Source organism: Microbacterium sp. 20-116 (assembly GCF_041079415.1).
Classification (GTDB): domain Bacteria; phylum Actinomycetota; class Actinomycetes; order Actinomycetales; family Microbacteriaceae; genus Microbacterium.
The window spans coordinates 94,092-115,277 of record NZ_JBFYGP010000005.1 but is presented as its reverse complement, the minus strand read 5'-3'; the positions used below and the strand labels follow the sequence as shown (position 1 = coordinate 115,277).

18 protein-coding genes are annotated in these 21,186 nt (G+C 69.6%); 15 read left to right on the top strand and 3 right to left on the bottom strand.

All coding sequences use genetic code 11. The annotated features are described in order from the left end of the window. Positions 1 to 36: 36 nt before the first annotated feature. From dapA to AB6V29_RS11385, 10 genes are all read left to right on the top strand, one after another. Entirely contained in the window at positions 37 to 1,014 is a 978-nt protein-coding gene (gene dapA, locus AB6V29_RS11430) for a 4-hydroxy-tetrahydrodipicolinate synthase (protein WP_103210415.1), read from the top strand. A gap of 76 nt (positions 1,015 to 1,090) precedes the next feature. After that, the gene (locus tag AB6V29_RS11425) at positions 1,091 to 2,767 is read left to right on the top strand and encodes a ribonuclease J (RefSeq protein WP_210071881.1); all 1,677 of its coding nucleotides are present in this window, start codon (positions 1,091 to 1,093) and stop codon (positions 2,765 to 2,767) included. 78 nt (positions 2,768 to 2,845) lie between these two features. Then, positions 2,846 to 3,337 (top strand): GNAT family N-acetyltransferase, encoded by a 492-nt coding sequence (locus tag AB6V29_RS11420; protein ID WP_267786630.1) that lies wholly within the window; start codon positions 2,846 to 2,848, stop codon positions 3,335 to 3,337. Between the two features lie 50 nt (positions 3,338 to 3,387). Further along, on the top strand, positions 3,388 to 6,117 hold the full coding sequence (locus tag AB6V29_RS11415; protein ID WP_267786631.1) for a DNA translocase FtsK: 2,730 nt from the start codon (positions 3,388 to 3,390) through the stop codon (positions 6,115 to 6,117). Then, complete coding sequence (gene pgsA, locus AB6V29_RS11410) at positions 6,117 to 6,704, top strand: CDP-diacylglycerol--glycerol-3-phosphate 3-phosphatidyltransferase (RefSeq protein WP_267786632.1); 588 nt, start codon at positions 6,117 to 6,119, stop codon at positions 6,702 to 6,704. Before AB6V29_RS11415 ends, pgsA begins: the two co-directional genes overlap by 1 nt. Further along, positions 6,701 to 7,228 carry a CinA family protein gene (locus tag AB6V29_RS11405; RefSeq protein ID WP_210071877.1) on the top strand — a complete coding sequence of 176 codons (528 nt, stop codon included), beginning with the start codon at positions 6,701 to 6,703 and terminating at the stop codon, positions 7,226 to 7,228. The genes pgsA and AB6V29_RS11405 overlap by 4 nt, the downstream gene beginning before the upstream one ends. A gap of 171 nt (positions 7,229 to 7,399) precedes the next feature. Continuing rightward, on the top strand, positions 7,400 to 7,708 hold the full coding sequence (locus AB6V29_RS11400) for a helix-turn-helix domain-containing protein (protein WP_055835145.1): 309 nt from the start codon (positions 7,400 to 7,402) through the stop codon (positions 7,706 to 7,708). A gap of 9 nt (positions 7,709 to 7,717) precedes the next feature. Next, a complete protein-coding gene (locus AB6V29_RS11395; protein WP_210071876.1) occupies positions 7,718 to 7,942 on the top strand; it encodes a DUF3046 domain-containing protein in 225 nt (74 codons plus the stop codon). 285 nt (positions 7,943 to 8,227) lie between these two features. Continuing rightward, positions 8,228 to 9,280, top strand: coding sequence for a recombinase RecA (gene recA / locus AB6V29_RS11390; protein WP_210071875.1), 1,053 nt, complete (start codon positions 8,228 to 8,230; stop codon positions 9,278 to 9,280). A gap of 143 nt (positions 9,281 to 9,423) precedes the next feature. After that, positions 9,424 to 10,161: a regulatory protein RecX gene (locus AB6V29_RS11385; RefSeq protein ID WP_267786633.1), complete on the top strand. Its 738-nt coding sequence runs from the start codon at positions 9,424 to 9,426 to the stop codon at positions 10,159 to 10,161. A 30-nt stretch (positions 10,162 to 10,191) separates the two neighbouring features. Here AB6V29_RS11385 and AB6V29_RS11380 read toward each other — a convergent pair whose 3' ends face one another. Continuing rightward, positions 10,192 to 12,747 (bottom strand): LuxR C-terminal-related transcriptional regulator, encoded by a 2,556-nt coding sequence (locus tag AB6V29_RS11380; protein ID WP_369358717.1) that lies wholly within the window; start codon positions 12,745 to 12,747, stop codon positions 10,192 to 10,194. Between the two features lie 197 nt (positions 12,748 to 12,944). On the opposite strand from AB6V29_RS11380, the gene miaB reads away from it, so the two are divergent. From miaB to dapF, 4 genes are read left to right on the top strand one after another with little or no spacing between them, the layout of a single operon-like run. Next, the gene (gene miaB, locus AB6V29_RS11375) at positions 12,945 to 14,492 is read left to right on the top strand and encodes a tRNA (N6-isopentenyl adenosine(37)-C2)-methylthiotransferase MiaB (RefSeq protein WP_210071873.1); all 1,548 of its coding nucleotides are present in this window, start codon (positions 12,945 to 12,947) and stop codon (positions 14,490 to 14,492) included. Next, the gene (gene miaA / locus AB6V29_RS11370) at positions 14,489 to 15,418 is read left to right on the top strand and encodes a tRNA (adenosine(37)-N6)-dimethylallyltransferase MiaA (protein ID WP_307316035.1); all 930 of its coding nucleotides are present in this window, start codon (positions 14,489 to 14,491) and stop codon (positions 15,416 to 15,418) included. Before miaB ends, miaA begins: the two co-directional genes overlap by 4 nt. Beyond that, a complete protein-coding gene (locus tag AB6V29_RS11365) occupies positions 15,415 to 15,864 on the top strand; it encodes a GNAT family acetyltransferase (protein ID WP_369358714.1) in 450 nt (149 codons plus the stop codon). Before miaA ends, AB6V29_RS11365 begins: the two co-directional genes overlap by 4 nt. 38 nt (positions 15,865 to 15,902) lie before the next feature. Further along, positions 15,903 to 16,757: a diaminopimelate epimerase gene (gene dapF, locus AB6V29_RS11360; protein ID WP_369358712.1), complete on the top strand. Its 855-nt coding sequence runs from the start codon at positions 15,903 to 15,905 to the stop codon at positions 16,755 to 16,757. Positions 16,758 to 16,887: 130 nt separating this feature from the next. Here dapF and AB6V29_RS11355 read toward each other — a convergent pair whose 3' ends face one another. Further along, positions 16,888 to 17,532 carry a class I SAM-dependent methyltransferase gene (locus AB6V29_RS11355; protein ID WP_210071869.1) on the bottom strand — a complete coding sequence of 215 codons (645 nt, stop codon included), beginning with the start codon at positions 17,530 to 17,532 and terminating at the stop codon, positions 16,888 to 16,890. A gap of 86 nt (positions 17,533 to 17,618) precedes the next feature. Here AB6V29_RS11355 and hflX point away from each other — a divergent pair, with 86 nt between their 5' ends. After that, positions 17,619 to 19,136 (top strand): GTPase HflX, encoded by a 1,518-nt coding sequence (gene hflX, locus AB6V29_RS11350; RefSeq protein WP_210071868.1) that lies wholly within the window; start codon positions 17,619 to 17,621, stop codon positions 19,134 to 19,136. A 134-nt stretch (positions 19,137 to 19,270) separates the two neighbouring features. On the opposite strand, the gene AB6V29_RS11345 is transcribed toward hflX, so the two are convergent. Next, entirely contained in the window at positions 19,271 to 21,157 is a 1,887-nt protein-coding gene (locus tag AB6V29_RS11345; RefSeq protein WP_369358708.1) for a prolyl oligopeptidase family serine peptidase, read from the bottom strand. Positions 21,158 to 21,186 lie beyond the last annotated feature (29 nt).

Genomic DNA, 21,186 nt, shown 5'->3' with positions numbered 1-21,186 from the left:
CGAGGGTGGAACGCCGTGAACCGATAACCTGGACCCATGACGCACTCCGGCAATCCCTTCGGTCAGGTGCTCGTCGCGCTCATCACCCCGATGACCGCCGACGGCGAAGTCGATTGGCCCGCCACCGAGAAGCACATCGACGACGTCATCACCGCCGGAGCCGACGGCATCGTCGTCACCGGCACCACGGGTGAGACCTCGACCCTCACGGACCCCGAGAAGCTGCGTCTCGTCGAGGTCGGAAAGAGCGTCTCGGCCGGTCGCGCCAAGATCATCACGGGCGGCGGGTCGAACGAGACCGCGCACGCGATCGAGCTCTACAAGGCGAGCGAGAAGGCCGGCGCCGACGGCATCATGATCGTCACGCCGTACTACAACAAGCCGACCCAGGCCGGCATCCTGACGCACTTCCGTCTCGTCGCGGACGCGACGGACCTGCCGGTGATCCTCTACGACATTCCCGGTCGAACCGGTGTGCCCATCAAGTACGAGACGATCCTGCGTCTCGCCAAGCACCCGAACATCCTCGCCATCAAGGACGCCAAGGGCGACTTCAGCGAGGTCAGCCGCGTGCTGAACCAGACCGACCTCATGTACTTCTCGGGAGACGACGCCAACGTGCTGCCGCACCTGTCGATCGGGGCTTCCGGGCTCATCGGTGTGACGGCGAACATCACCGCGACGCCCTACCGCACGATCGTGGACGCCGTGAACGCGGGGGATCTGGCCTCGGCCACGGCCGCGCACAAGAGTCTCGAGCCGTTGGTCCGCGCCGTCATGACGCACGTGCCCGGCACGGTCGCGGCGAAGTACATCCTCCACGGCCTCGGCCGCATCGGCAGCCCGCGCGTCCGCCTGCCCCTCGTCGGGCCGGAGGAGTGGGAAGCCGCCGTCATCGAAGACGAGCTGGCCCTCGTGAAGGACGTGGCCGGCGCCGACTTCTCCAACTTCCGCCCCGACCGCAACGCGGCCGCCGGCGGTGCCCTGCCGAAGGTGCACGGCACCACGAGATAAGCATCGGCGTCCGCCGAACCGCGGCCAGGGACGCCACACGAAGGGATGCCGCGAGGCGGTGTCCGAGGAGGCTCATATGCCCACTACCCCGTTCGACCCGCCCGCGCTCGCCGCGGGTACCCTCCGCGTCATCCCGCTCGGCGGTCTCGGCGAAGTCGGCCGCAACATGACCGTGTTCGAGTACGACGGCAAGCTGCTCGTCGTCGACTGCGGCGTGCTCTTCCCCGAGGAGCACCAGCCCGGCGTCGACCTGATCCTGCCCGACTTCGAGCCCATCAAGCACCGCCTCGACGACATCGTCGGTGTCGTTCTCACCCACGGTCACGAAGACCACATCGGCGCCGTTCCCTACCTCCTCAAGCTCAAGGGCGACATCCCCCTCATCGGCTCGGGCCTGACGCTCGCGCTCATCGAGGCGAAGCTCAAAGAGCACCGCATCCGCCCGTACACGCTGACGGTCACGGAGGGTCAGCACGAGAAGGTCGGCCCGTTCGATCTCGAGTTCATCGCCGTGAACCACTCCATCCCCGACGCGCTCGCCGTCGCGATCCGCACGCCCGCCGGGCTCGTGCTGGCCACCGGCGACTTCAAGATGGACCAGCTGCCGCTCGACGGCCGCATCACCGACCTGCGCGCCTTCGCCCGCCTGGGCGAGGAGGGCGTCGACCTCTTCCTCGTCGACTCCACCAACGCCGACGTCCCCGGGTTCACCCCCACGGAGCGGGGCATCGGCCCCGTGCTCGACCAGGTCATCGCCCGCGCTCCGCGTCGCGTCGTCGTGGCGAGCTTCTCCAGTCACGTGCACCGCGTGCAGCAGGTGCTGGACGCCGCCCACGCCAACGGTCGTCGGGTGGCGCTGCTCGGCCGCAGCATGGTGCGCAACATGGGCATCGCCGCCGATCTGGGCTACTTGAACGTCCCCGATGGCGTGCTGATCGACTACAAGAAGGCGCGCGACCTGCCCGACGACAAGATCGTCTACATGTCGACCGGTTCGCAGGGCGAGCCGATGGCCGTGCTCAGTCGCATGGCCAACCTCGACCACGCGATCGAGCCCGGCGAGGGCGACACGATCATCCTGGCATCCAGTCAGATCCCCGGGAACGAGAACGCGATCTACCGTGTGATCGACGGGCTGACCAAGCTCGGGGCGACCGTCGTGCACAAGGGCAACGCCAAGGTGCACGTCTCGGGCCACGCTGCCGCCGGCGAGCTGCTCTACTGCTACAACATCCTCAAGCCCAAGAACGTGCTTCCCGTGCACGGCGAGTACCGCCATCTCATGGCGAATGCGAAGCTCGCACGCGAGACCGGCATCCCCGAGAAGAACACGATCCTCGGTGAGAACGGCACGGTCGTCGACCTGCGCGACGGTGTCGCCGAGGTCGTCGGTCAGGTCGACATCGGTTTCGTCTACGTCGACGGCTCGTCGGTGGGCGAGATCACGGATGCCGATCTGAAGGATCGCCGCATCCTGGGCGAGGAGGGCTTCATCTCGGTGATCGTCGTCGTCGATTCCGCGACCGGCAGCGTCATCTCCGGTCCGGAGATCCACGCGCGCGGCTTCGCCGAGGCCGACAAGGTGTTCGACAGCGTCAAGCCGAAGATCGCCGCGGCCCTCGCGGAGGCCGCGAAGTCGGGGGTGCGCGACAACCACGCTCTCTCGCAGGTCGTCCGTCGCACGATCGGTCGCTGGGTCAACCAGTCTCTGCGTCGGCGCCCCATGATCGTGCCGATGGTCATCGAGGCCTGATTCTCATCGAAGCGCCGCGGGTTCGCCCGCGGCGCTTCGTCGTTCCCGCTCCCCGCGCGCGCTCGCTATCATTCGGGCATGCCCGGTCTCCCGATCCGTGCGGCGCTCGCCTCCGACGGCGCCTTCCTCGCCGACATGACGGTCGAGGCCGCGACGTGGCGCGCGGGTGTCTCGCGGCCGCGTCACGAGATCGTCAGCAGCCCGGAGTATCGCCGCTACATCGCGGGGTGGATGCGCCCCGGCGACTCGGGGTTCGTCGCCGAGTCGCCGAGCGGCGAGCCCGTCGGGGCGGCGTGGTACCGCATGCTTCCCCGCGACGAACCCGGCTTCGGGTGGGTCGGCACGGGGGTGCCCGAGCTCATCATCGGCGTGCGCCCCGTCTGGCGCGCGCACGGCACCGGTCGTGCACTGCTGCAGCGCCTGGTCGATCACGCCCGCGTGCAGGGATTCGCGCGCATCAGCTTGAGCGTCGAGCGTGACAACTACGCGCTCTCCCTGTACCGGTCGGAGGGCTTCGCCGTCGTGCGGAAGGGCATGGGGCGCGACGTCATGGTCAAGCGCCTGGGCTGAAGTCCGCGTCGGTACGCCCGAATGTCGGAGGGTCGGCCTACCGTGGAGGAATGCCTCGTACCTCGTCACCGTCCGGCGGCCGCGCTCCCGCCAAGGGGTCGTCGCGCGCGAAGTCCACGCCGCCCGCGTCGAAGCGCGCAGCCCCGGCGCCCAAGCGCTACGTCGACGAGCCCGAAAAGCCTGCTGCGGCGGCCCGCGCGTGGATGGCGGTCGCGCACGGCGTGGGCGGCATGTTCCGCGCGTTCGGCCCCGAGAACCTCGAGCGCGATCAGCGACGCGACGGCTTCCCGTTCTTCCTCGTCGTGCTCGCGGCTCTCGGTGCGGTGGTCGAGTGGTTCTTCATCGGGACGGATGCCGCTGCGCTGATCAGCGCGTACAGCTTCGGCGGACTGGTGGGCCGGGTCGCCTTCGTTCTGCCGGTTCTGCTGATTCTCCTGGCGGGCTGGTTGTTCCGCCACCCGGCCTCGGTGCACGACAACGGCCGCGTGGGGATCGGTTTCGCCCTGTTCGTCGTGACGGTTGCGGGGTTCTGTCACGTCGCGGGGGGTCGCCCCGCACCGAACATCGGTGGTCTGCCGGCGCTGAGTCCCGCCGGCGGGCTCGCGGGCTGGATCGTCGGAGAGCCGCTCGCGCTCGTCCTTCAGAACGTCGGGGCGTACATCGCTCTTTCCGTGCTCGCGGTGTTGAGCATCCTCATCCTCACCAAGACCCCGCCGAACCGCATCGGACGCCGCCTGGGCGACCTGTACGCATGGATGTTCGGGGCCGAGCGTGCCGAGCGCGACGAGACTGCCGCGACCCAGGTGTTGCCCGCGGGTGACTCCGACGAGGAATCGGGCGAGAAGTCGCTGCCGTGGTGGCGCCGAAACAAGACGGGTCGCGAAGAAGAGACCGACGGCTCCCTCGGGTCGAACGACCTGACCGAGCTGCTGTCGCCCGGAACGACGCAGGGCGGCTTCGAATCCGCCGTGGTCGAGCCCGAGCCGACGACCCGTCCCACGCCGCCGCCCCTGCCCCCGACGCCCGACGCCTTGACCGAGGTGTTCGACGCCACGGCTCTGGCGGGTGCCGCGGCGGGTCGTGGTCTGCACGACGATTCGCCCCTCGAACACGCACCGGACGACGATCTCCCCGGGATCTCGGGTCTCGGCGGAGACCACGCCGGTGCGCCCCCCGCGGCGAACTACCGCCTTCCCGCGGTCACCGCCCTCGCCGCCGGGACGCCGCCGAAGGCGCGCTCGGCGGCGAACGACGCCGTGGTCGCGGCGATCGAGAGCGTCATGGAGCAGTTCAAGGTCGACGCGCGCGTGACTGGGTTCTCGCGCGGCCCGACAGTGACCCAATACGAGATCGAGGTCGGTCCGGGGGTCAAGGTCGAGCGCATCACCGCGTTGACCAACAACATCGCCTACGCCGTCGCCTCCAACGAGGTGCGCATTCTCGCGCCCATCCCGGGCAAGAGCGCGATCGGTGTCGAAATCCCCAACGCCGACCGTGAGATCGTGACCCTCGGCGACATCCTCCGCTCGGATGCCGCGACCTCGTCCACGCACCCGATGACCATCGGCGTAGGAAAAGACGTCGGCGGCGGGTTCGTCGTCGCCAACCTCGCGAAGATGCCTCACCTTCTGGTGGCCGGTTCCACCGGTTCGGGTAAGTCGAGCTTCGTGAACTCCATGATCACGAGCCTGCTGATGCGCGCCAAACCCTCTGACGTGCGCATGGTGCTGATCGACCCGAAGCGCGTCGAGCTCACGTCGTACGCCGGCGTGCCGCACCTCATCACCCCCATCATCACGAACCCCAAGAAGGCGGCCGAGGCGCTGCAGTGGGTCGTTAAAGAGATGGACATGCGGTACGACGACCTCGCGTCGTTCGGCTTCCGCCACATCGACGACTTCAACCGCGCCGTGGTCGCGGGAGAGATCACGCTGCCGGCCGGCAGCGAGCGGGTGCTGAAGCCGTATCCCTACTTGCTGGTCGTCGTCGACGAGCTCGCCGATCTCATGATGGTCGCCCCGCGTGACGTGGAAGACTCGATCGTCCGCATCACCCAGCTCGCCCGCGCGAGCGGCATCCACCTCGTCCTCGCCACCCAACGTCCATCGGTCGACGTCGTGACGGGGCTGATCAAGGCGAACGTCCCCTCACGCCTGGCATTCGCGGTGACCAGCGTCACCGACTCCCGCGTCATCCTCGACCAGCCCGGTGCCGACCGCCTCATCGGGCAGGGAGACGGTCTTTTCCTGCCGATGGGAGCCTCCAAGGCTCTTCGCGTGCAGGGCGCGTGGGTGAGCGAGCAGGAGATCGAGAAGGTCGTCGCGCACGTCACTCAGCAGGCGCGGCCCGAGTACCGCTCCGACGTGCAGGCCGCCGCCGAGAAGAAAGAGATCGACGCCGATATCGGCGACGATCTCGAGCTGCTGCTCGCCGCCGCCGAGCTCGTGGTGTCGACTCAGTTCGGCTCGACCTCGATGCTGCAGCGCAAGCTCCGTGTCGGTTTCGCGAAGGCGGGTCGTCTCATGGACCTCCTGGAATCCCGCGAGATCGTCGGACCGTCCGAGGGGTCGAAGGCGCGCGACGTGATGGTGACCAACGAGCAACTCCCCGCGGTGCTCGCGCGCCTTCGAGGCGATGACGCTCCGGCGGCCCCCGCACCCGGCGCCGACGACCGGTACGGCTCCGATCCCATCGAGGCGCAGTTCGAGGGTCTGCCCGTTGTCAACGCCGATGACGACGAGGGCTCCGAGGACGCCTGGCAGCTGACGGGTCGCGACTGATGGCCGTGCACCCGCAGCTGCCCAACGCGATCACCATCGCGCGCATCGTCTGCGCGCCGGTCTTCCTCTGGCTCCTTCTCGTCGACGCGGGCGCCGACGGCGGCCTCCGCTGGGCAGCCGCCGTGCTGTTCATCGTGGCCATCGCCACCGACGGCGTCGACGGCTACATCGCCCGCAGGTACGACATCGTCAGCGACCTCGGAAAGCTCCTCGACCCCATCGCCGACAAGGCCCTGACGGGACTCGCCTTCGTGGGACTGTCGATCCTGGGTGAGCTTCCCTGGTGGGTCACCATCGTGGTGCTCGTGCGCGAGATCGGCATCACCGTCTACCGCTTCCTCGTCGTGAGCGATCACGTGTTGGCGGCGGCGTGGATGGGCAAACTCAAGACGGTCTTCCAAGCCATCGCTCTCTCGATCGCTCTGATCCCGTTCGCAACGGTGTCGAGTGCGGGTGCGTGGCAGGCCACCGTCTGGTGGGCGGGCGTCATCACGATGACGATCGCGGTCGTCCTTACGATCGCTTCCGGACTCGACTACGTCGTGACCGAGGTCCGGGCGGCGCGGAAGAAGCGAGCGGCACGGTGATCGACGGCGTTCCCGACGACCTCGACGAGACCCTCGTCCGGACACCTCGTGAAAGCGCTGCCGTCCTCTTGGAGCGCCTCGTCGAGCTGGGGTGGACGATCGGCGTGGCGGAGTCTTTGACCGGTGGACTCGTGGTGTCTTCGCTCGTCGACATCCCCGGCGCCTCGCGCACGGTGCGCGGGGGAGTGGTCGCGTACGCGACCGACCTGAAGCACGGTCTGCTCGGCGTCGATCAGACGCTGCTGGAGGCGCACGGGGCTGTGCACCCTCGCGTGGCGCGTCAGATGGCCCGCGGCGTGCGCGACGTCTTGGGTCGAGACGGCGTGCCCACCGACGTCGGGATCGCCACGACGGGCGTCGCGGGCCCCGAAGAGCAGGATGGGCAGCCGGTCGGCACGGTGCACATCGCCGTGTCGACGCCGTTGGGCACTCGGGTCGACTCCCTGGTCATCGCCGGCGACCGTGAGCGCATCCGCCGTGAGACGGCCCACCTGGCGATTCGGCGGGCGCTGGCGGCCTTGTGAAGACGTCGGCGTACCCGGTCGACGAAAACGGGAACAAATCATCGCATATCCCGGTTTCGTGTAGCGATTCCCATCCGGTGCACAGCGCACAGCATTAGGGTGACCACAGAAGGTGTTTCACAGCCGTCCACGGAGGGCGGCGACGGAATCAGCAGTGAGGAGGGCCCCAACATGATCCTGGTTCGTCAAGAGATCGGCGAAGTCCTGCGTGACCTCCGCCAGCAGAAGGGTCGTACCCTCCGCCAGGTCGCCAGCCGCGCGAGCGTCGCCCTCGGTTACCTCAGCGAGGTGGAGCGCGGTCAGAAGGAAGCGTCGAGCGAGATCCTCGCCTCGGTCGCGGAAGCCCTCGACGTTCCCATCTCGACCATCATGCGCGAAGTCGGCGACCGGCTCTCGGTGCTCGAGGGCTTGCAGACCTTCCCCGACGTGGTGCCCGACGAGCTCGTCGCCTCCGTCGAGCCCGAGCTCTCGCTCCGCTGAGCGACGCTCGTGCGTCGTAGCGAGTTCGATCGCGCCGTCCGTGACGAGTTCGGCGCGCGCGGGGGTTCGCTGTTGACCGATCTCGTGTTGTCGTCGGTGGGCGGGCGCACCAGCGTCGACGCTCTCGCGGCGGGCGTCGACCCGCGAGACGTCTGGCTTGCACTGTGCGAAGAGACGGACGTTCCCGCCACCCGTCGTTACGGAGTGGGTCGGCTGGAGCCGCGGCGCTCCTGAAGCGTCTTCGTGCGTCCGACGGTGTGCCGCCGAGGCTTTCGGCTGTCGACACCGTTCTTTCGGCGTGTCCTCGAATCTACGTTCGAAACCGGCGTAGGCTCCTTCACACCAGGGTTTGTTCCTCGTCTGTCCACGGCCGGGGGGTTCTCCGAAGCCAATGTCGGAGGCCCTCTCTAACGTGAGAGATGTCGAACGACACTCTGAACGCCTTGTCGGGTGAACCCACCGTCGGTGGGAGGCGCGACAGCCTATAGGCGACCGGAACGCGAGAAGAAAGAAGACGTCATGCCCTCACCTGCAGAGCGCGAAAAGGCCCTCGAGTCCGCGCTGGCTCAGATCGACCGTCAGTTCGGAAAGGGCTCGGTCATGCGACTGGGCAGCGACGATCGAGCGCCCATCGAGACCATCCCCACCGGCTCCGTCGCTCTCGACGTCGCTCTCGGTATCGGTGGGCTCCCTCGCGGCCGCATCATCGAGATCTACGGCCCGGAGTCCTCGGGAAAGACCACGCTGACGCTTCACGCGATCGCGAATGCGCAGCGTGCCGGCGGAATCGCCGCCTTCATCGATGCCGAGCACGCACTCGACCCCGAGTACGCGAAGAAGCTCGGTGTCGACATCGACGCCCTCCTCGTCTCCCAGCCCGATACGGGTGAGCAGGCGCTCGAGATCGCCGACATGCTGATCCGTTCCGGCGCGATCGACCTCGTCGTCATCGACTCGGTCGCCGCACTCGTTCCCGAGGCCGAGATCAAGGGTGAGATGGGTGACTCGCACGTCGGTCTCCAGGCCCGCCTCATGTCGCAGGCCCTACGTAAGCTCACCGGTGGACTGAACACCACGAAGACCACCGCGATCTTCATCAATCAGCTGCGCGAGAAGATCGGTGTCTTCTTCGGTTCGCCGGAAACCACGGCCGGTGGAAAGGCGCTCAAGTTCTACGCGTCGGTGCGACTGGACATCCGTCGCATCGAGACGCTGAAGGACGGCACCGAGGCGGTGGGCAACCGTACGCGCGTCAAGGTCGTGAAGAACAAGATGGCCCCGCCTTTCAAGCAGGCGGAATTCGACATTCTCTACGGCGTCGGTATCTCGCGTGAGGGAAGCCTCATCGACTTCGGCGTCGAGCACGCCATCGTCAAGAAGTCGGGCGCCTGGTACACCTACGAGGGTGAGCAGCTCGGTCAGGGGAAAGAGAACGCGCGCAACTTCCTCATCAAGAACCCCGACATCGCGGAAGAGATCGAGACGAAGATCAAGACCAAGATGGGCATCGGAGGCGCTCCCGCCGTTGCTGCGCCGGCAGACGACGAGCTGGCCGCACGGCGCCCGGCCTGATGACCGACGACACGCGGGGTTCCGGTCGTCGCCCGTCCGAGGAAGTGGGCGACGACCGGAGTCTCGGTGACAGCCGTGAACGGGGAAGCAAGAAGGACTGGGGCGGACTCGACGAGTCTCCGACGCGCCGTGAGCTTCGGGCCGTGGACGATACCGATCTTGCTCCGGTCATCCCTCTCTTCGGGGCGGGTGTCCGGCCGGGCGGCGACCACCCCTCGCGCCGAGACGAGGCCATCGCGGACGACTCGACCGGAATGCCCGGTGTGAAAGGGGCGGTCGCCCCTATCGCGGGGCGTCCCCGATTCTCCGTCGTCGGTGACGACACCGGTGACGACGAGTCTTTCCCGGAGCGGGTAGAGATCCGTGAGCGGGCGGAAGCGGTTCTCCTGCGCAAGCTTCGCTCGCGATCCTTGTCGCTGTCGGAGGCCCGGACCGTCGTGCGCGGCGTCGAGGGTGCCGATGACTCGACCGCGGACGAACTCGTCGACCACTTCGTCGACCTCGGCTACCTCGACGACGTCGCATTCGCGGAGCAACTGGCGATGTCGGCGGTCGAGCGCAAAGGCGAGGGGCGACGCGCCGTCGCCGAGACCCTACGCAAGCGTGGCATTCCCAGGGAAGTCGCCGAGGCGGTCCTGGCTTCCCTCCCCGACGACGACGCCGAACGCGCACTCGATTTCGCGCGGTCGAAGGTGCGAGGAGTCGAGGGCAAGGACTACGACGCGGCTCTCCGACGCCTCGCCGGTCAGCTGTCGCGACGCGGGTACCCGTCGTCGGTCGCTCTCACGGCCGCGCGATCAGCTCTCGATGAGGCGGGGATCGGGCGGACCCGGTCGTTCTCGCGTCCCGCTTCGGGTGTGAGGTTCACGCCCGACCGCTGACGTCGAGCCTTCCGTGGTCGACGCCGCCTGTCAGCTACCGGCGCCGGACGCCGCTGCCACGAAACGGCCGAGCTCCCGCCGCGAGGGTGCTCCCACCTTCATCCGCGCTTGGTAGACGTGCGACTCGACCGTCCGGATCGACAGGAACAGGCGCTGAGCGATATCGCGATTGCTCAGACCCTCGTCGGCCAGGAGCGCGATCTCGCGCTCGCGCGCCGTGAGGTCGTCGATCGCCTTGGCCGGTGTGTCTCGTGAAGTGCTGCGCGCAGCGACGACGGCGGTGCGCGCCGCGGGTGTGTCGGGGGCGGACCACAGATCGTGGAGTCGAAGCTCGTCGACCGGAGATCGCGCTTCCACGCTGGTGCGCGCCGTCGCTCGGCGCACGGCCGCGGAGGCGAGGGGGAGGTCGGTGGTGGCGGCGAGCTGCACGAGCTCGTCGATCTCGCCCTCCTCGGCCTCTCCGAGGGTCACCAGCCGGAACAGGTCTCGAATGCGAAGCGCGGCGGTGGAGCGCCCGCACGAGAGGTCGGCCGCGGCCCGGGCGGTTCGCCGCGCTCCGTTGATCCGTCCCTCCGCCGTGAGAATGGTCGTCTCCACATACAGTCGGCTGCGCACCAGCAGCGGCACGGGTTGCGTTCGCAGGCTGTTCAGGATCGCCCGAGCCTGCCTCGTGCGGCCCGCCATGGCGAGCTCGTCAGCCACGCCGAGCTCGATCATGGCCGCGTGCAAGGGGGGCACCATCGTCGACTCCCGTGAAAGCGCAGAGGCGAGTTCCCGTTGCGATGCCTCGGGACGGCCGACGCACGCGAATGCGATCGCGCAGGCGGCGCCAGCGACCGAGAGGTCCGCCGATTCCCCCTCTCGGACGGCGATGCTCGTCTCGTCCTCGAGTCGCTTGCGCATTGCCGTGCCGTCGGCGCCGGCGATCTGATGGCAGGCGAGCATGGTGAGCAGAGCCATCAGGCGGTCGCGCACCCCTATGCCCTCCGGGCATCGACGGGCGTCGAGGACACGCTCGATCGATCGGAAATGCTTCTGGGCTCGACGCCAATCTCCCCGGAACGTCAGTGCGGATCCCGCGGCGACGAGGGCGCGTAGTCGAGCCGCCGGGGACGCGGAGGTCTCCGCGAGCGCGTTCTCGGTCGCGGTCACCGCCCGGGCCCAGTCCATGTCGGCGGCTGCGTGAACGGCGTCTTGCAGCAGAACGTCGATGCGCTCATCGGCGAGCGTCGACGCCGCGACGCGGTGGCCGGTCGTGCCGCGGGGAGGACGTGTCGCGCGGGACCGCGCGACACGTCGCCGTGTGTCGGTACTCGCCATCTCGGCGGCCCCCGGCATCGGGTCCGGCCGATCGGCGGCGAGATGCGCCTCCCGTCGGAGTTCGGGATCCTCCATCGCTCGAAGGCCCCGAGCGGCGTACGCCGCCGCGCGTGCGGTGTCACCTCGGTCGTTGGCCTCTCGAGCAGCGTCGAGCGCGACACGGGCGCGCAGTGCGGGGGAGCAGTCTGCCTCGCCTGACGAGGAGCTCCCATGCCGGTGCCAGCGCTCCGCGACCGAGATGGCGACAGCCGGACTCCACCACTCAGCCGATTCCCTCAGCATGCGATGTCCCGCCGACTCCACCACCTCGTCGACCCGAGCCGCACCGAGCTGCCTCTGCGCCTGCTGGGCGATGAGATCGTTCGCAGTGAGGCGGCGATCGGCGGAAGCGTCGGCGTGCAGGAGACCCCTCGCGACGAGAGCCTGAATCCTCTCGGCATCGAGCAGTCGCGCGGCGACCGCGAGCTCGAGGTGAGGCAGTCGCCGCACCGCGGCGAGGCACGCGAGATCCTCCGGTAAGAAGTCGGCGACGTGTTCGGACACGGCGATGGCGAGCCGACTGCGTGGATCCACTGTCTGCAGCTCTCTCAGCGGGTCACGTCCGGCTCGGGCGGCATCGATCGCCTCGACGATGAGGTGTCGAAGAAGGGTCCGAGACCGATCGGCCCGCCAGACGATCCCGGCACGGGTGGAGCTGTCGAGAACGTCGGCTCCCGGGAAGAGGTCGATCATGTCGAGGGCGTCGTCGTTGCCGAGGTCGGCGAGGTCGATCCGGTGCGCGAATCCATCGAGCCAGAGGTCGAGAACGGTTCGGCGGACGACGCCCACGTCGTCGGGGAGACCGGTCGATCCAGCACGCGCCGTCCGCAGCCCGATCACTGCGATCACGCGGTTGGCGGCGATGCCCCGAGCGAGAGCTCGCGCCGACGCCGCATCGAGCAAGTCGACGTCGTCGACGACCACCACTCCCTCGACGACAGTGGTGGCGCTGCGGTCCGCGAGGCTGCGGAGCCCAGCGTGTCCGGAAGCGTCGATCGCTCCGAAGTCGACGCGGGTGAGCGCAGGGGAGGTGCGCAGATCGACAGCCAGGGCGTCGTCCCGTTCCAGCTCAGCGGCGACGGCGCGCAGAAGGTAGCTGCGTCCGCTCCCACGCGGTCCCGCCAGGATCAGCGACGTTCCGCTCCGCGCTCGCTGCGCCAGCGCCGCGGCATCCCGGTCCGTTCCGACCAGCCCCCTCGACCACCTCGTCGAACGGTCTTCCCCCATGATTTCTCCCCCCGGAGACCGCCCGCAGACCTCGCGGACGTTGACGTGTCCCCAACGTACCGAGGAGGAGCGCGCGGCATCATTCCGATTGCGCATCCTTTGACCCGATAAGCGCCGATCGGTGCGTCCGCCGCGGGAGGACGAGTGCGGACGATCAGACGTCCGTCGCAGGGGCGGCGTTTAGACTTGCTCGCATCATGACCACCCCTGTCTCGACCCCGACGCTGATCGCGCCGTCCATCGCCGCTCACGGCGTCGACGGTCCGCGCACCTACGAAGTCCGTACGTTCGGCTGCCAGATGAACGTGCACGATTCGGAGCGGCTCTCGGGCTCGCTCGAGAGCGCCGGGTATGTCCGAGCGGATGCCGGCACGGAAGCCGACGTCGTGGTGATCAACACCTGCGCGGTGCGTGACAACGCCGCCGGCAAGCTCTACGGAACGCTGGGCCACCTCAAATCACGCAAGGACGCGCACGCCGGGATGCAGATCGCCGTCGGCGGCTGCCTCGCCCAGATGGACAAGGACGCGGTTCAGCAGAAGGCCCCCTGGGTCGACGTGGTGTTCGGTACGCACAACATGGGCTCGCTCCCCGGCATGCTCGAACGCGCCCGTCACAACGGCGAAGCCGAGCTCGAGATCCTGGAGTCGCTCGAGATCTTCCCGTCGACGCTGCCGACGAAGCGCGATTCCGTTCACAGCGGGTGGGTGTCGATCTCGGTGGGCTGCAACAACACCTGCACGTTCTGCATCGTGCCGAGCCTGCGCGGCAAAGAGAAGGACCGTCGCCCCGGCGACATCCTGAACGAGATCCGCCTGCTCGTGGACGATGGCGCCATCGAGGTCACCCTGCTGGGGCAGAATGTCAACTCCTACGGCGTGGAGTTCGGCGACCGTCTGGCGTTCGGCAAGCTCCTGCGTGCGGCGGGCGAGATCGAGGGCCTCGAGCGCATCCGCTTCACGAGTCCTCACCCGGCTGCCTTCACCGACGACGTGATCGCGGCGATGGCAGAGACCCCCGCGGTCATGCCGCAGCTGCACATGCCGTTGCAGTCGGGCTCGGACCGCATCCTCAAGGCGATGCGCCGGTCGTACCGTAGCGAGAAGTTCCTCGGCATTCTGGACCGTGTACGTGAGCGCATCCCGAACGCGGCCATCACGACCGACATCATCGTCGGCTTCCCCGGTGAGACCGAGGAGGACTTCCAAGAGACGCTTCGAGTCGTCGAGGCCGCGCGCTTCTCGAGCGCCTTCACGTTCCAGTACTCCATCCGCGAGGGCACTCCCGCGGCCACCATGGCCGATCAGGTGCCGAAGGCGGTCGTGCAGGAGCGTTACGAGCGTCTGCTCGCGCTGCAGGACCGCATCGCCGCCGAAGAGAACCAGAAGCAGCTCGGCCGCACGCTCGAGGTGCTCGTCTCTGCCGGCGAGGGCAAGAAGGACGCCTCGACCCACCGTCTCACCGGCCGAGCCGAAGACAACCGCCTGGTGCACTTCGAGCTGCCGGAGGGCTCGCCGCTCCCGCGCCCTGGCGACGTGGTGTCCGTCACGGTGACGCACGCGGCGCCCTTCCATCTGCTCGCCGATGCGCCCGACGGAGCACCGCTGCGCATTCGCCGGACGCGCGCGGGCGACGCGTGGGATCGGTCGCAGGCCGAGTCCTGCGGCATCCCGGCGCCGGCGGGCGAGAGCGGTGCCCCGCGCGCGGTGTCGCTGGGCCTTCCCACCCTCCGCGTCGGCGTGTGACCGCGCCGGTCCTGTGGGCCGTCGTCGGTGCGACGGGCACGGGCAAGACCGGGCTCTCGCTCGATCTCGCCGAGGCTCTGGCGGCCGGCGGTCGGCCGGTCGAGATCGTCAACGCCGACGCGATGCAGCTGTATCGCGGCATGGACATCGGCACCGCCAAACTCCCCGAGTCCGAGCGTCGTGGCATCCCGCATCATCTTTTCGACGCCCTTGCGGTCACCGACGAGGCCGCGGTGGCTTGGTATCAGGATGCCGCGCGCACCGCGATCCGCGAGATCCACCGGCGGGGAGCTGACGTGATCCTCGTCGGCGGCTCGGGACTGTACGTCTCGAGCGTGCTGTGGGACTTCCGCTTCCCGCCGCGCGACGAGAAGCTGCGCGCCGAACTCGAGGACGAGCTCGAGCGACACGGTGCGGGTGTGCTGTTCGCTCGTCTCCGTGAGGCCGACCCCGCGGCCGCCGAGCGCATCGATCCGCGCAACGGCCGCCGGGTCGTCCGCGCCCTCGAGGTACTGGCGCAGGGTAGCGAGACGCACGGCGGTGCCCTTCCCGAGGCGCCGGAGTTCTGGCATCCGGACACCCGGATCGTGGCCACCGCCCTCGACCGCGAGGAGCTCGTTCCGCTGCTCGACGCGCGCGTCGAGCGCATGTGGGCGGACGGGCTCGTCGACGAGGTCGCGCAGCTGCGCGCGCAGGGCCTCGAGCGCGGCGCGACCGCGGGGCGGGCTATCGGCTACGCGCAGGCCCTCGGGCAGTTGCGGGGCGAGCTGACCCGCGACGAGGCCGTCGCCGAGACCCAGGCGCTCACGCGGCGTTACGCGCGTCGCCAGGTGTCGTGGTTCCGGCGGTACGACACGGCCCGGTGGGTGGATGCGCGGGCGGTGGATGCCGGCCACCTGGCATCCCGACCGGGGGAGGAACCGTGACGATCGACATCCGTGCGTTCGCGCCGACGGACGAGGACGTCGTCGTGGCGCTCTGGGAAGAGGCGGGTCTCACGCGGCCCTGGAACGATCCGCGCGCCGATATCCGCCGCAAGCTCGCTGTCCAGCCCGAGCTCTTCCTCGTGGCCGTCGACGACGGCCGGGTCGTCGGCAGTGTGATGGCCGGCTACGACGGCCACCGTGGCTGGCTGTACTACCTCGCGGCCGCGGCCTCACACCGCGGGCGCGGGATCGGCCGCATCCTCGTCGCCGAGGCGGAGCGGCTGCTCGAGTCGATGGGCTGCCCCAAGGTGCAGCTCATGGTGCGTCCTGACAACGCCGGCGCACGCGGCTTCTACGACACGCTCGGCTACGAGCCTTTCGACACGTGGGCGACCGGCAAGCGGCTCGTCGTCGACGGGCCGGGCGGGCCGTCGCCCTCGGCCTGAGCGACGAACGGACGGCGCCCCCTCCCTAGACTGGGCGCATGGCGACTCTCGCGTTCACCAAGGGCCACGGCACCGGCAACGACTTCGTGGTGGTGGCCGACCCCGATGGCGAACTCGACCTCTCGGACGCGCAGATCGCCGTGCTCTGCGATCGTCACTTCGGTATCGGGGCCGACGGCCTGTTGCGCGTCGTGCGGTGCGCCGCGATCGACGAGGGGGCGGATGCCGCTGCCGCGGGTGTCGAGTGGTTCATGGACTACCGCAACGCCGACGGATCGAAGGCGGAGATGTGCGGCAACGGAACTCGCGTGTTCGCGCGCTACCTGAGCGACACCGGTCTCGCCTCGCTCGACGGGGGCCTGCGCATCGGCACACGCGCGGGAGTGAAGACCTTGACACGCAGCGACCGCGGCTACGAGGTCGACCTGGGCATCTACGCGATCGAGGGCGATGAGACCCTCGTGCGCGCCAAGGGTCTGCCGGTCGCGCGACCGGGGGTGGGTATCGACGTGGGCAATCCGCACGTCGTGGTCGCCCTTTCGTCGGACGCCGAACTCGAGGGTCTCGATCTCGCCTATCAGCCGGTGCTCGACCCGGCGCCCCGTCACGGCGCGAACGTCGAGTTCGTCGTCCCCGCCGACCCGCTCGTGCGCGACGGGGTCGGGGCGATCCGCTTGCGCGTGTTCGAGCGCGGTGTGGGCGAGACGCTGAGCTGCGGTACGGGCGTGGCCGCGGCGGCTCTGGCCGTGCGCCACTGGGCCGGGGCGGCCGCACCCGACTCCTGGGTGGTCGATACCCCGGGCGGCACGCTGGGTGTGCGCGTGGCCGAGGGTCGCGTCTACCTGTCGGGTCCCGCGTCGCTGGTCTTCACGGGCGAGGTCGCGCTGGCCTGAGGCGCGCCGCCCTGTCCTGGGCAGGCGCGATGGGCGCGAGGGGATACGACCCGGGCTCGCGTGCTCGGGTGGTCTCGCGTGAGAGGCGTGATCTTGGCATCCGGTCTCGGCGAGCCGGGTCGCCGCGCCGTCAGGAGACGACGTCGATGAGCTCGCTCGGCGGCGAGCCGTGCTTGCGGACGCGCAGCACACGGAAGCCCCGGCCGGTGGCGGCGCGCTGTACGCCGTAGCCGTCGGGGAAGGTCGCGGCCAGCCAGCGCTGCAGCGAATCGGAGCCCAGGTTGCGCTGCACGACGAACCAGCCGTCGCTGCGCTCCGAGAGGCGCGGGATCCAGTGCCGCAGCATGCCGTGCAGCTCGGACTTGCCGACGCGGATCGGCGGGTTGGATCGGATGGTGCGGAACGAGACGTCGTCGGGAACATCCTCGGGCCGAACGGCGTTGATGTTGTCGAGGCCGAGCGAATCGGCGTTGCGTCTCACGAGATCGAGGGCACGCTCGTTGACGTCGACCGCCCAGACGGTCGCGTGCGGTGAGGCGAGCGCCAGAGACAGCGAGATCGGACCCCACCCGCACCCCAGGTCGAGGAAGTGCCCGCCGGCGGGAGGGGGCGGGGTGTTCGCGAGCAGCACCGATGTGCCGGCATCCACATGGTCGGGACTGAAGACGCCGCCGGCCGTGACCACCTCGAGCTCTCGACCGGCCAGCGTCACGCGGAGGTGGCGGAGCTGCTCGGGACTCGACGGCGACGCGCTGAAGTAGTGCTCGCTCCCCATCACGCCAGGATATCCGACCGTCCGCCGCACCGCGGGGACGGATAAAGTGCCAGAACACGCGGGAACACCGCGAACGAAAGGAACCCATGACCGAACAGACCACACCCCCGAGCACCGACGCGTCTCCGGTGGATCCGGTGGACCGCGTGCTCTCGCGCGCCGAAGCGCACCGCGGGGTCCGGGTCTTCGGCGCCGCTCAAGCGCTCCAGGACGTCACCACGGCCTACGGCGGCGACTCCGACGGCGATCAGTGGGATCGCGAGGAACGTGCGGCGCTGCGCCGCGTCGCAGGTCTGTCCACAGAGCTCGAAGATGTCACCGAGGTCGAGTACCGGCAGCTGCGCCTCGAGAACGTCGTGCTCGTCGGCGTGCACCCTCAGGGCGAGCAGGCGGATGCCGAGAACTCCCTGCGCGAGCTGTCGGCTCTGGCAGAGACGGCCGGTGCCGTGGTGCTCGACGGTGTGCTGCAGCGCCGGCCGCATCCGGACCCGGCGACCTATGTCGGACGCGGCAAGGCGGCGGAGCTGCGCGACATCGTCGCCGCCGTCGGTGCCGACACCGTGATCGCCGACACGGAGCTCGCCCCGAGCCAGCGGCGCGCCCTCGAAGACGTCGTCAAGGTCAAAGTGATCGACCGCACGACGGTGATCCTCGACATCTTCAGTCAGCACGCCAAGAGCCGCGAGGGTAAGGCTCAGGTCGAGCTCGCGCAGCTCGAGTACCTGCTCCCGCGTCTGCGCGGGTGGGGTGACTCGATGTCGCGTCAGGCCGGTGGACAGGTCGGCGCCGGCGGTGCCGGTATGGGCTCACGCGGACCCGGTGAGACGAAGATCGAGCTTGACCGCCGCCGCATCCGCACGAAGATGGCGCTGCTGCGCAAGCAGCTGCGCGACTTCGCTCCCGCTCGCGAGGCCAAGCGCGCCGAGCGAAAGCGGCACACCATCCCGTCGGTGGCCATCGCCGGGTACACGAACGCCGGTAAGTCGAGCCTGCTGAACCGCCTCACGAGCGCCGGTGTCCTGGTCGAGAACGCCCTGTTCGCGACGCTGGATGCCACGGTCCGCCGCTCCGAGACGAGCGACGGCCGCGTGTACACGCTGACCGACACGGTCGGTTTCGTGCGGAACCTCCCGCACCAGCTCGTCGAGGCGTTCCGTTCCACGCTCGAGGAGGTCGGCGACGCCGACGTCATCTTGCACGTCGTCGATGCCTCGCACCCCGACCCGGCCGCACAGCTCATGACGGTGCGCGACGTGATGGGCGACGTCGATGCGAACTTCGGTCAGGAGATCGTCGTCTTCAACAAGGCCGACCTCGTCGGCGAAGACGACCGCCTCGTGCTGCGGGGGCTCGCGCCGAACGCGAAGTTCGTCTCCTCGCGGACGGGTGAGGGCATCGACGAGCTCCGCGCCGCGATCGAGGACGCCCTTCCGCTGCCGGCGGTCGAGGTGCAGGCGGTCGTTCCCTACGACCGTGGCGACCTCGTCTCAGCCGTCCACGAGAGCGGACTCATCGTGGCGCAGGAGCACCGCGAGAGCGGAACGTTCCTGCACGCGCACGTGGGCGCTCGTCTCGCGGCGGAGCTTGCGGCATTCGGAGCCTGACCCGAGGCGGCGTCACGGGCCCCTGCGCGTAGGCGCGGGGGCCCGTCGCCTCTCCCGGGGGAGCGGTGGGTCCTCTCGGACGCGGGGCCGCTCCGCGTGCAGCGGCGTCTGCGTCCGTTGCGTCCCGCGCGGACTCAGCCGAGCTCGAGCGCCGGAGTGCCCGGTGTCTCGAAGCCGAACACCGCGCCGAGGAAGCCGAGTTCGCGCTCGAGCGAGTCGATCACCGTCTCGGACCGTCGGAACCCGTGGCCCTCGCCCTCGTAGCGGACGTAGGCGTGCGGCACGCCGTGTGCGGTCAGAGCATCGCGGATGGCCTCGGCCTGCGACGGCGGGACCACCCGGTCTTCCGAGCCCTGCAGGATGAGCAGGGGTACACGGAAGAGCTCCGGGCGCCCCAGGGGCGAGCGCTCGAGGTACACCGCCTCGGCCTCGGGCAGGGGCCCGATGAGGCCATCGAGGTAGCGGGCCTCGAAGTCGTGCGTGTCCTCCGCCAGGGCCCGGGCGTCTCCGACGCCGTAGCGCGAGATGCCGGCCGAGAACACGTCGGTGCGGGTCACGGCAGCCAGCACCGTCCAGCCGCCCGCCGAGCCACCCGCGATGGCGAGACGATCAGGGTCGGCGAGCCCCGCCTCGGCGAGGGCGGATGCGGCGGCCGCCACGTCGTCGACGTCGACCACGCCCCACTGGCCCCTCAGCCGGTCTCGGTACGCGCGGCCGTACCCGGTCGAGCCGCCGTAGTTGACGTCGAGGACGCCGATACCGCGACTGGTGAAGAACGCCGTCTTCGCCGAGGGGGCGGGGCCCACGTGCGAGGTGGGTCCGCCGTGGACGAGTACGACGTAGGGCGGGCGCTCGCCCGCGGCCGGCGCGACGCCGGGGTTGGTGGGGGCGTAGGCGAAGGCGTGCACCGGGCCATGGGGTCCGTCGGTGGACAGGGCGCGGGCTGCCGGCATCCATTCGTCTCCCCACGAGCCGGAACCGCCGGTGACGAGTTCCACCGCGCCGGAGTCGAGGTCGACGAGCCAGAGCCCCGAGCGTCCGCGGGCATCGGACCCCGAGACGAGGACGCGCGAGCCTCGGACGTCGTCGATCGCGGCCCCCGCGACGACGGGCACGTCGATCGGGCGCACGCCGCTGGGGGCGATCTCGACGATCTCGTCTGCCCCGTTCGTGCGGACCGCGACGACGCGTCCGTCGGCGGCTGCGCCGAACCAGCGGGTGCCGAGCACCCACAGGCCTCCGCCGGTGTCGGCATCGGCCGGGGCGAGGGGCTGGGCGTCGCCATCGAGAGGACGGCGGAAGAGGTTCCAGCGACCCTCGGGGTCGTCGGCGTAGAGCAGCTCGTCGTCCGCGATCCAGACGGGCTGCAGCGGTGCGCGTCGTTCCCCGCCGGCCACGTCGAGGATGACCCCCGTTTCGAGGTCGGCGACACGGAGGGTCGTGGCGTCCCACGGCATGTCGGGGTGGTTCCACACGATCCAGGCCAGACGACGGCCGTCGGGGGAGAGGGCGGGCTGCGCGAGGAAGTCGCTGCCCTCGGCGAGCACCTCCGTCGCGCCGTCGAGCGGGATGCGCACGATCTCGCGGCGCGGCACGCGGGACGCACCGTGTGTCTCGCGGACGGCGAGGAGCACCCCGTGCTCCCAGCGGAGGCCGCCGTGGCGTACGGCGTCGTCGGCGGGAGTGAGGGGTCGCGCGGTCCCGCCCGGGCGAAGCGCCCACACGCGTTGGTCGGTCTTCTCGACGTAGTACAGCTCGCCATCGTCGGACGCGGTCCACGCACCGCCGCCGTACTCGTGGACGGCGGAGCGGGCGTTGGCGGGTGCGGGGAGAACCGTCTCTACGGAGCCGTCGGCCCGGCGACGCTTCACCGCGACACGACCGGCTTCGTGGGGGAGGGACTCGCCCCACCAGATCTCGTCGCCCACGAGCCGAGCCCCGTCGACGCGCGGTGACGCCTGCGCGACGGACTCGGGCGTGATCGGGGAGGGCCAGGAACCGTAGGGGAGGGTGTCAGCCATGACCCCAGCCTAGGCAGGGCCTACGACAT

What these genes read in the sequence shown, in the direction of transcription:
- dapA (WP_103210415.1), top strand. Translation starts at nt 37, where the DNA reads ATGACGCACTCCGGCAATCCCTTCGGTCAGGTGCTCGTCGCGCTCATC.
- AB6V29_RS11425 (WP_210071881.1), top strand. Translation starts at nt 1,091, where the DNA reads ATGCCCACTACCCCGTTCGACCCGCCCGCGCTCGCCGCGGGTACCCTC.
- AB6V29_RS11420 (WP_267786630.1), top strand. Translation starts at nt 2,846, where the DNA reads ATGCCCGGTCTCCCGATCCGTGCGGCGCTCGCCTCCGACGGCGCCTTC.
- AB6V29_RS11415 (WP_267786631.1), top strand. Translation starts at nt 3,388, where the DNA reads ATGCCTCGTACCTCGTCACCGTCCGGCGGCCGCGCTCCCGCCAAGGGG.
- pgsA (WP_267786632.1), top strand. Translation starts at nt 6,117, where the DNA reads ATGGCCGTGCACCCGCAGCTGCCCAACGCGATCACCATCGCGCGCATC.
- AB6V29_RS11400 (WP_055835145.1), top strand. Translation starts at nt 7,400, where the DNA reads ATGATCCTGGTTCGTCAAGAGATCGGCGAAGTCCTGCGTGACCTCCGC.
- recA (WP_210071875.1), top strand. Translation starts at nt 8,228, where the DNA reads ATGCCCTCACCTGCAGAGCGCGAAAAGGCCCTCGAGTCCGCGCTGGCT.
- AB6V29_RS11380 (WP_369358717.1), bottom strand. Translation starts at nt 12,747, where the DNA reads ATGGGGGAAGACCGTTCGACGAGGTGGTCGAGGGGGCTGGTCGGAACG.
- miaB (WP_210071873.1), top strand. Translation starts at nt 12,945, where the DNA reads ATGACCACCCCTGTCTCGACCCCGACGCTGATCGCGCCGTCCATCGCC.
- dapF (WP_369358712.1), top strand. Translation starts at nt 15,903, where the DNA reads ATGGCGACTCTCGCGTTCACCAAGGGCCACGGCACCGGCAACGACTTC.
- AB6V29_RS11355 (WP_210071869.1), bottom strand. Translation starts at nt 17,532, where the DNA reads ATGGGGAGCGAGCACTACTTCAGCGCGTCGCCGTCGAGTCCCGAGCAG.
- hflX (WP_210071868.1), top strand. Translation starts at nt 17,619, where the DNA reads ATGACCGAACAGACCACACCCCCGAGCACCGACGCGTCTCCGGTGGAT.
- AB6V29_RS11345 (WP_369358708.1), bottom strand. Translation starts at nt 21,157, where the DNA reads ATGGCTGACACCCTCCCCTACGGTTCCTGGCCCTCCCCGATCACGCCC.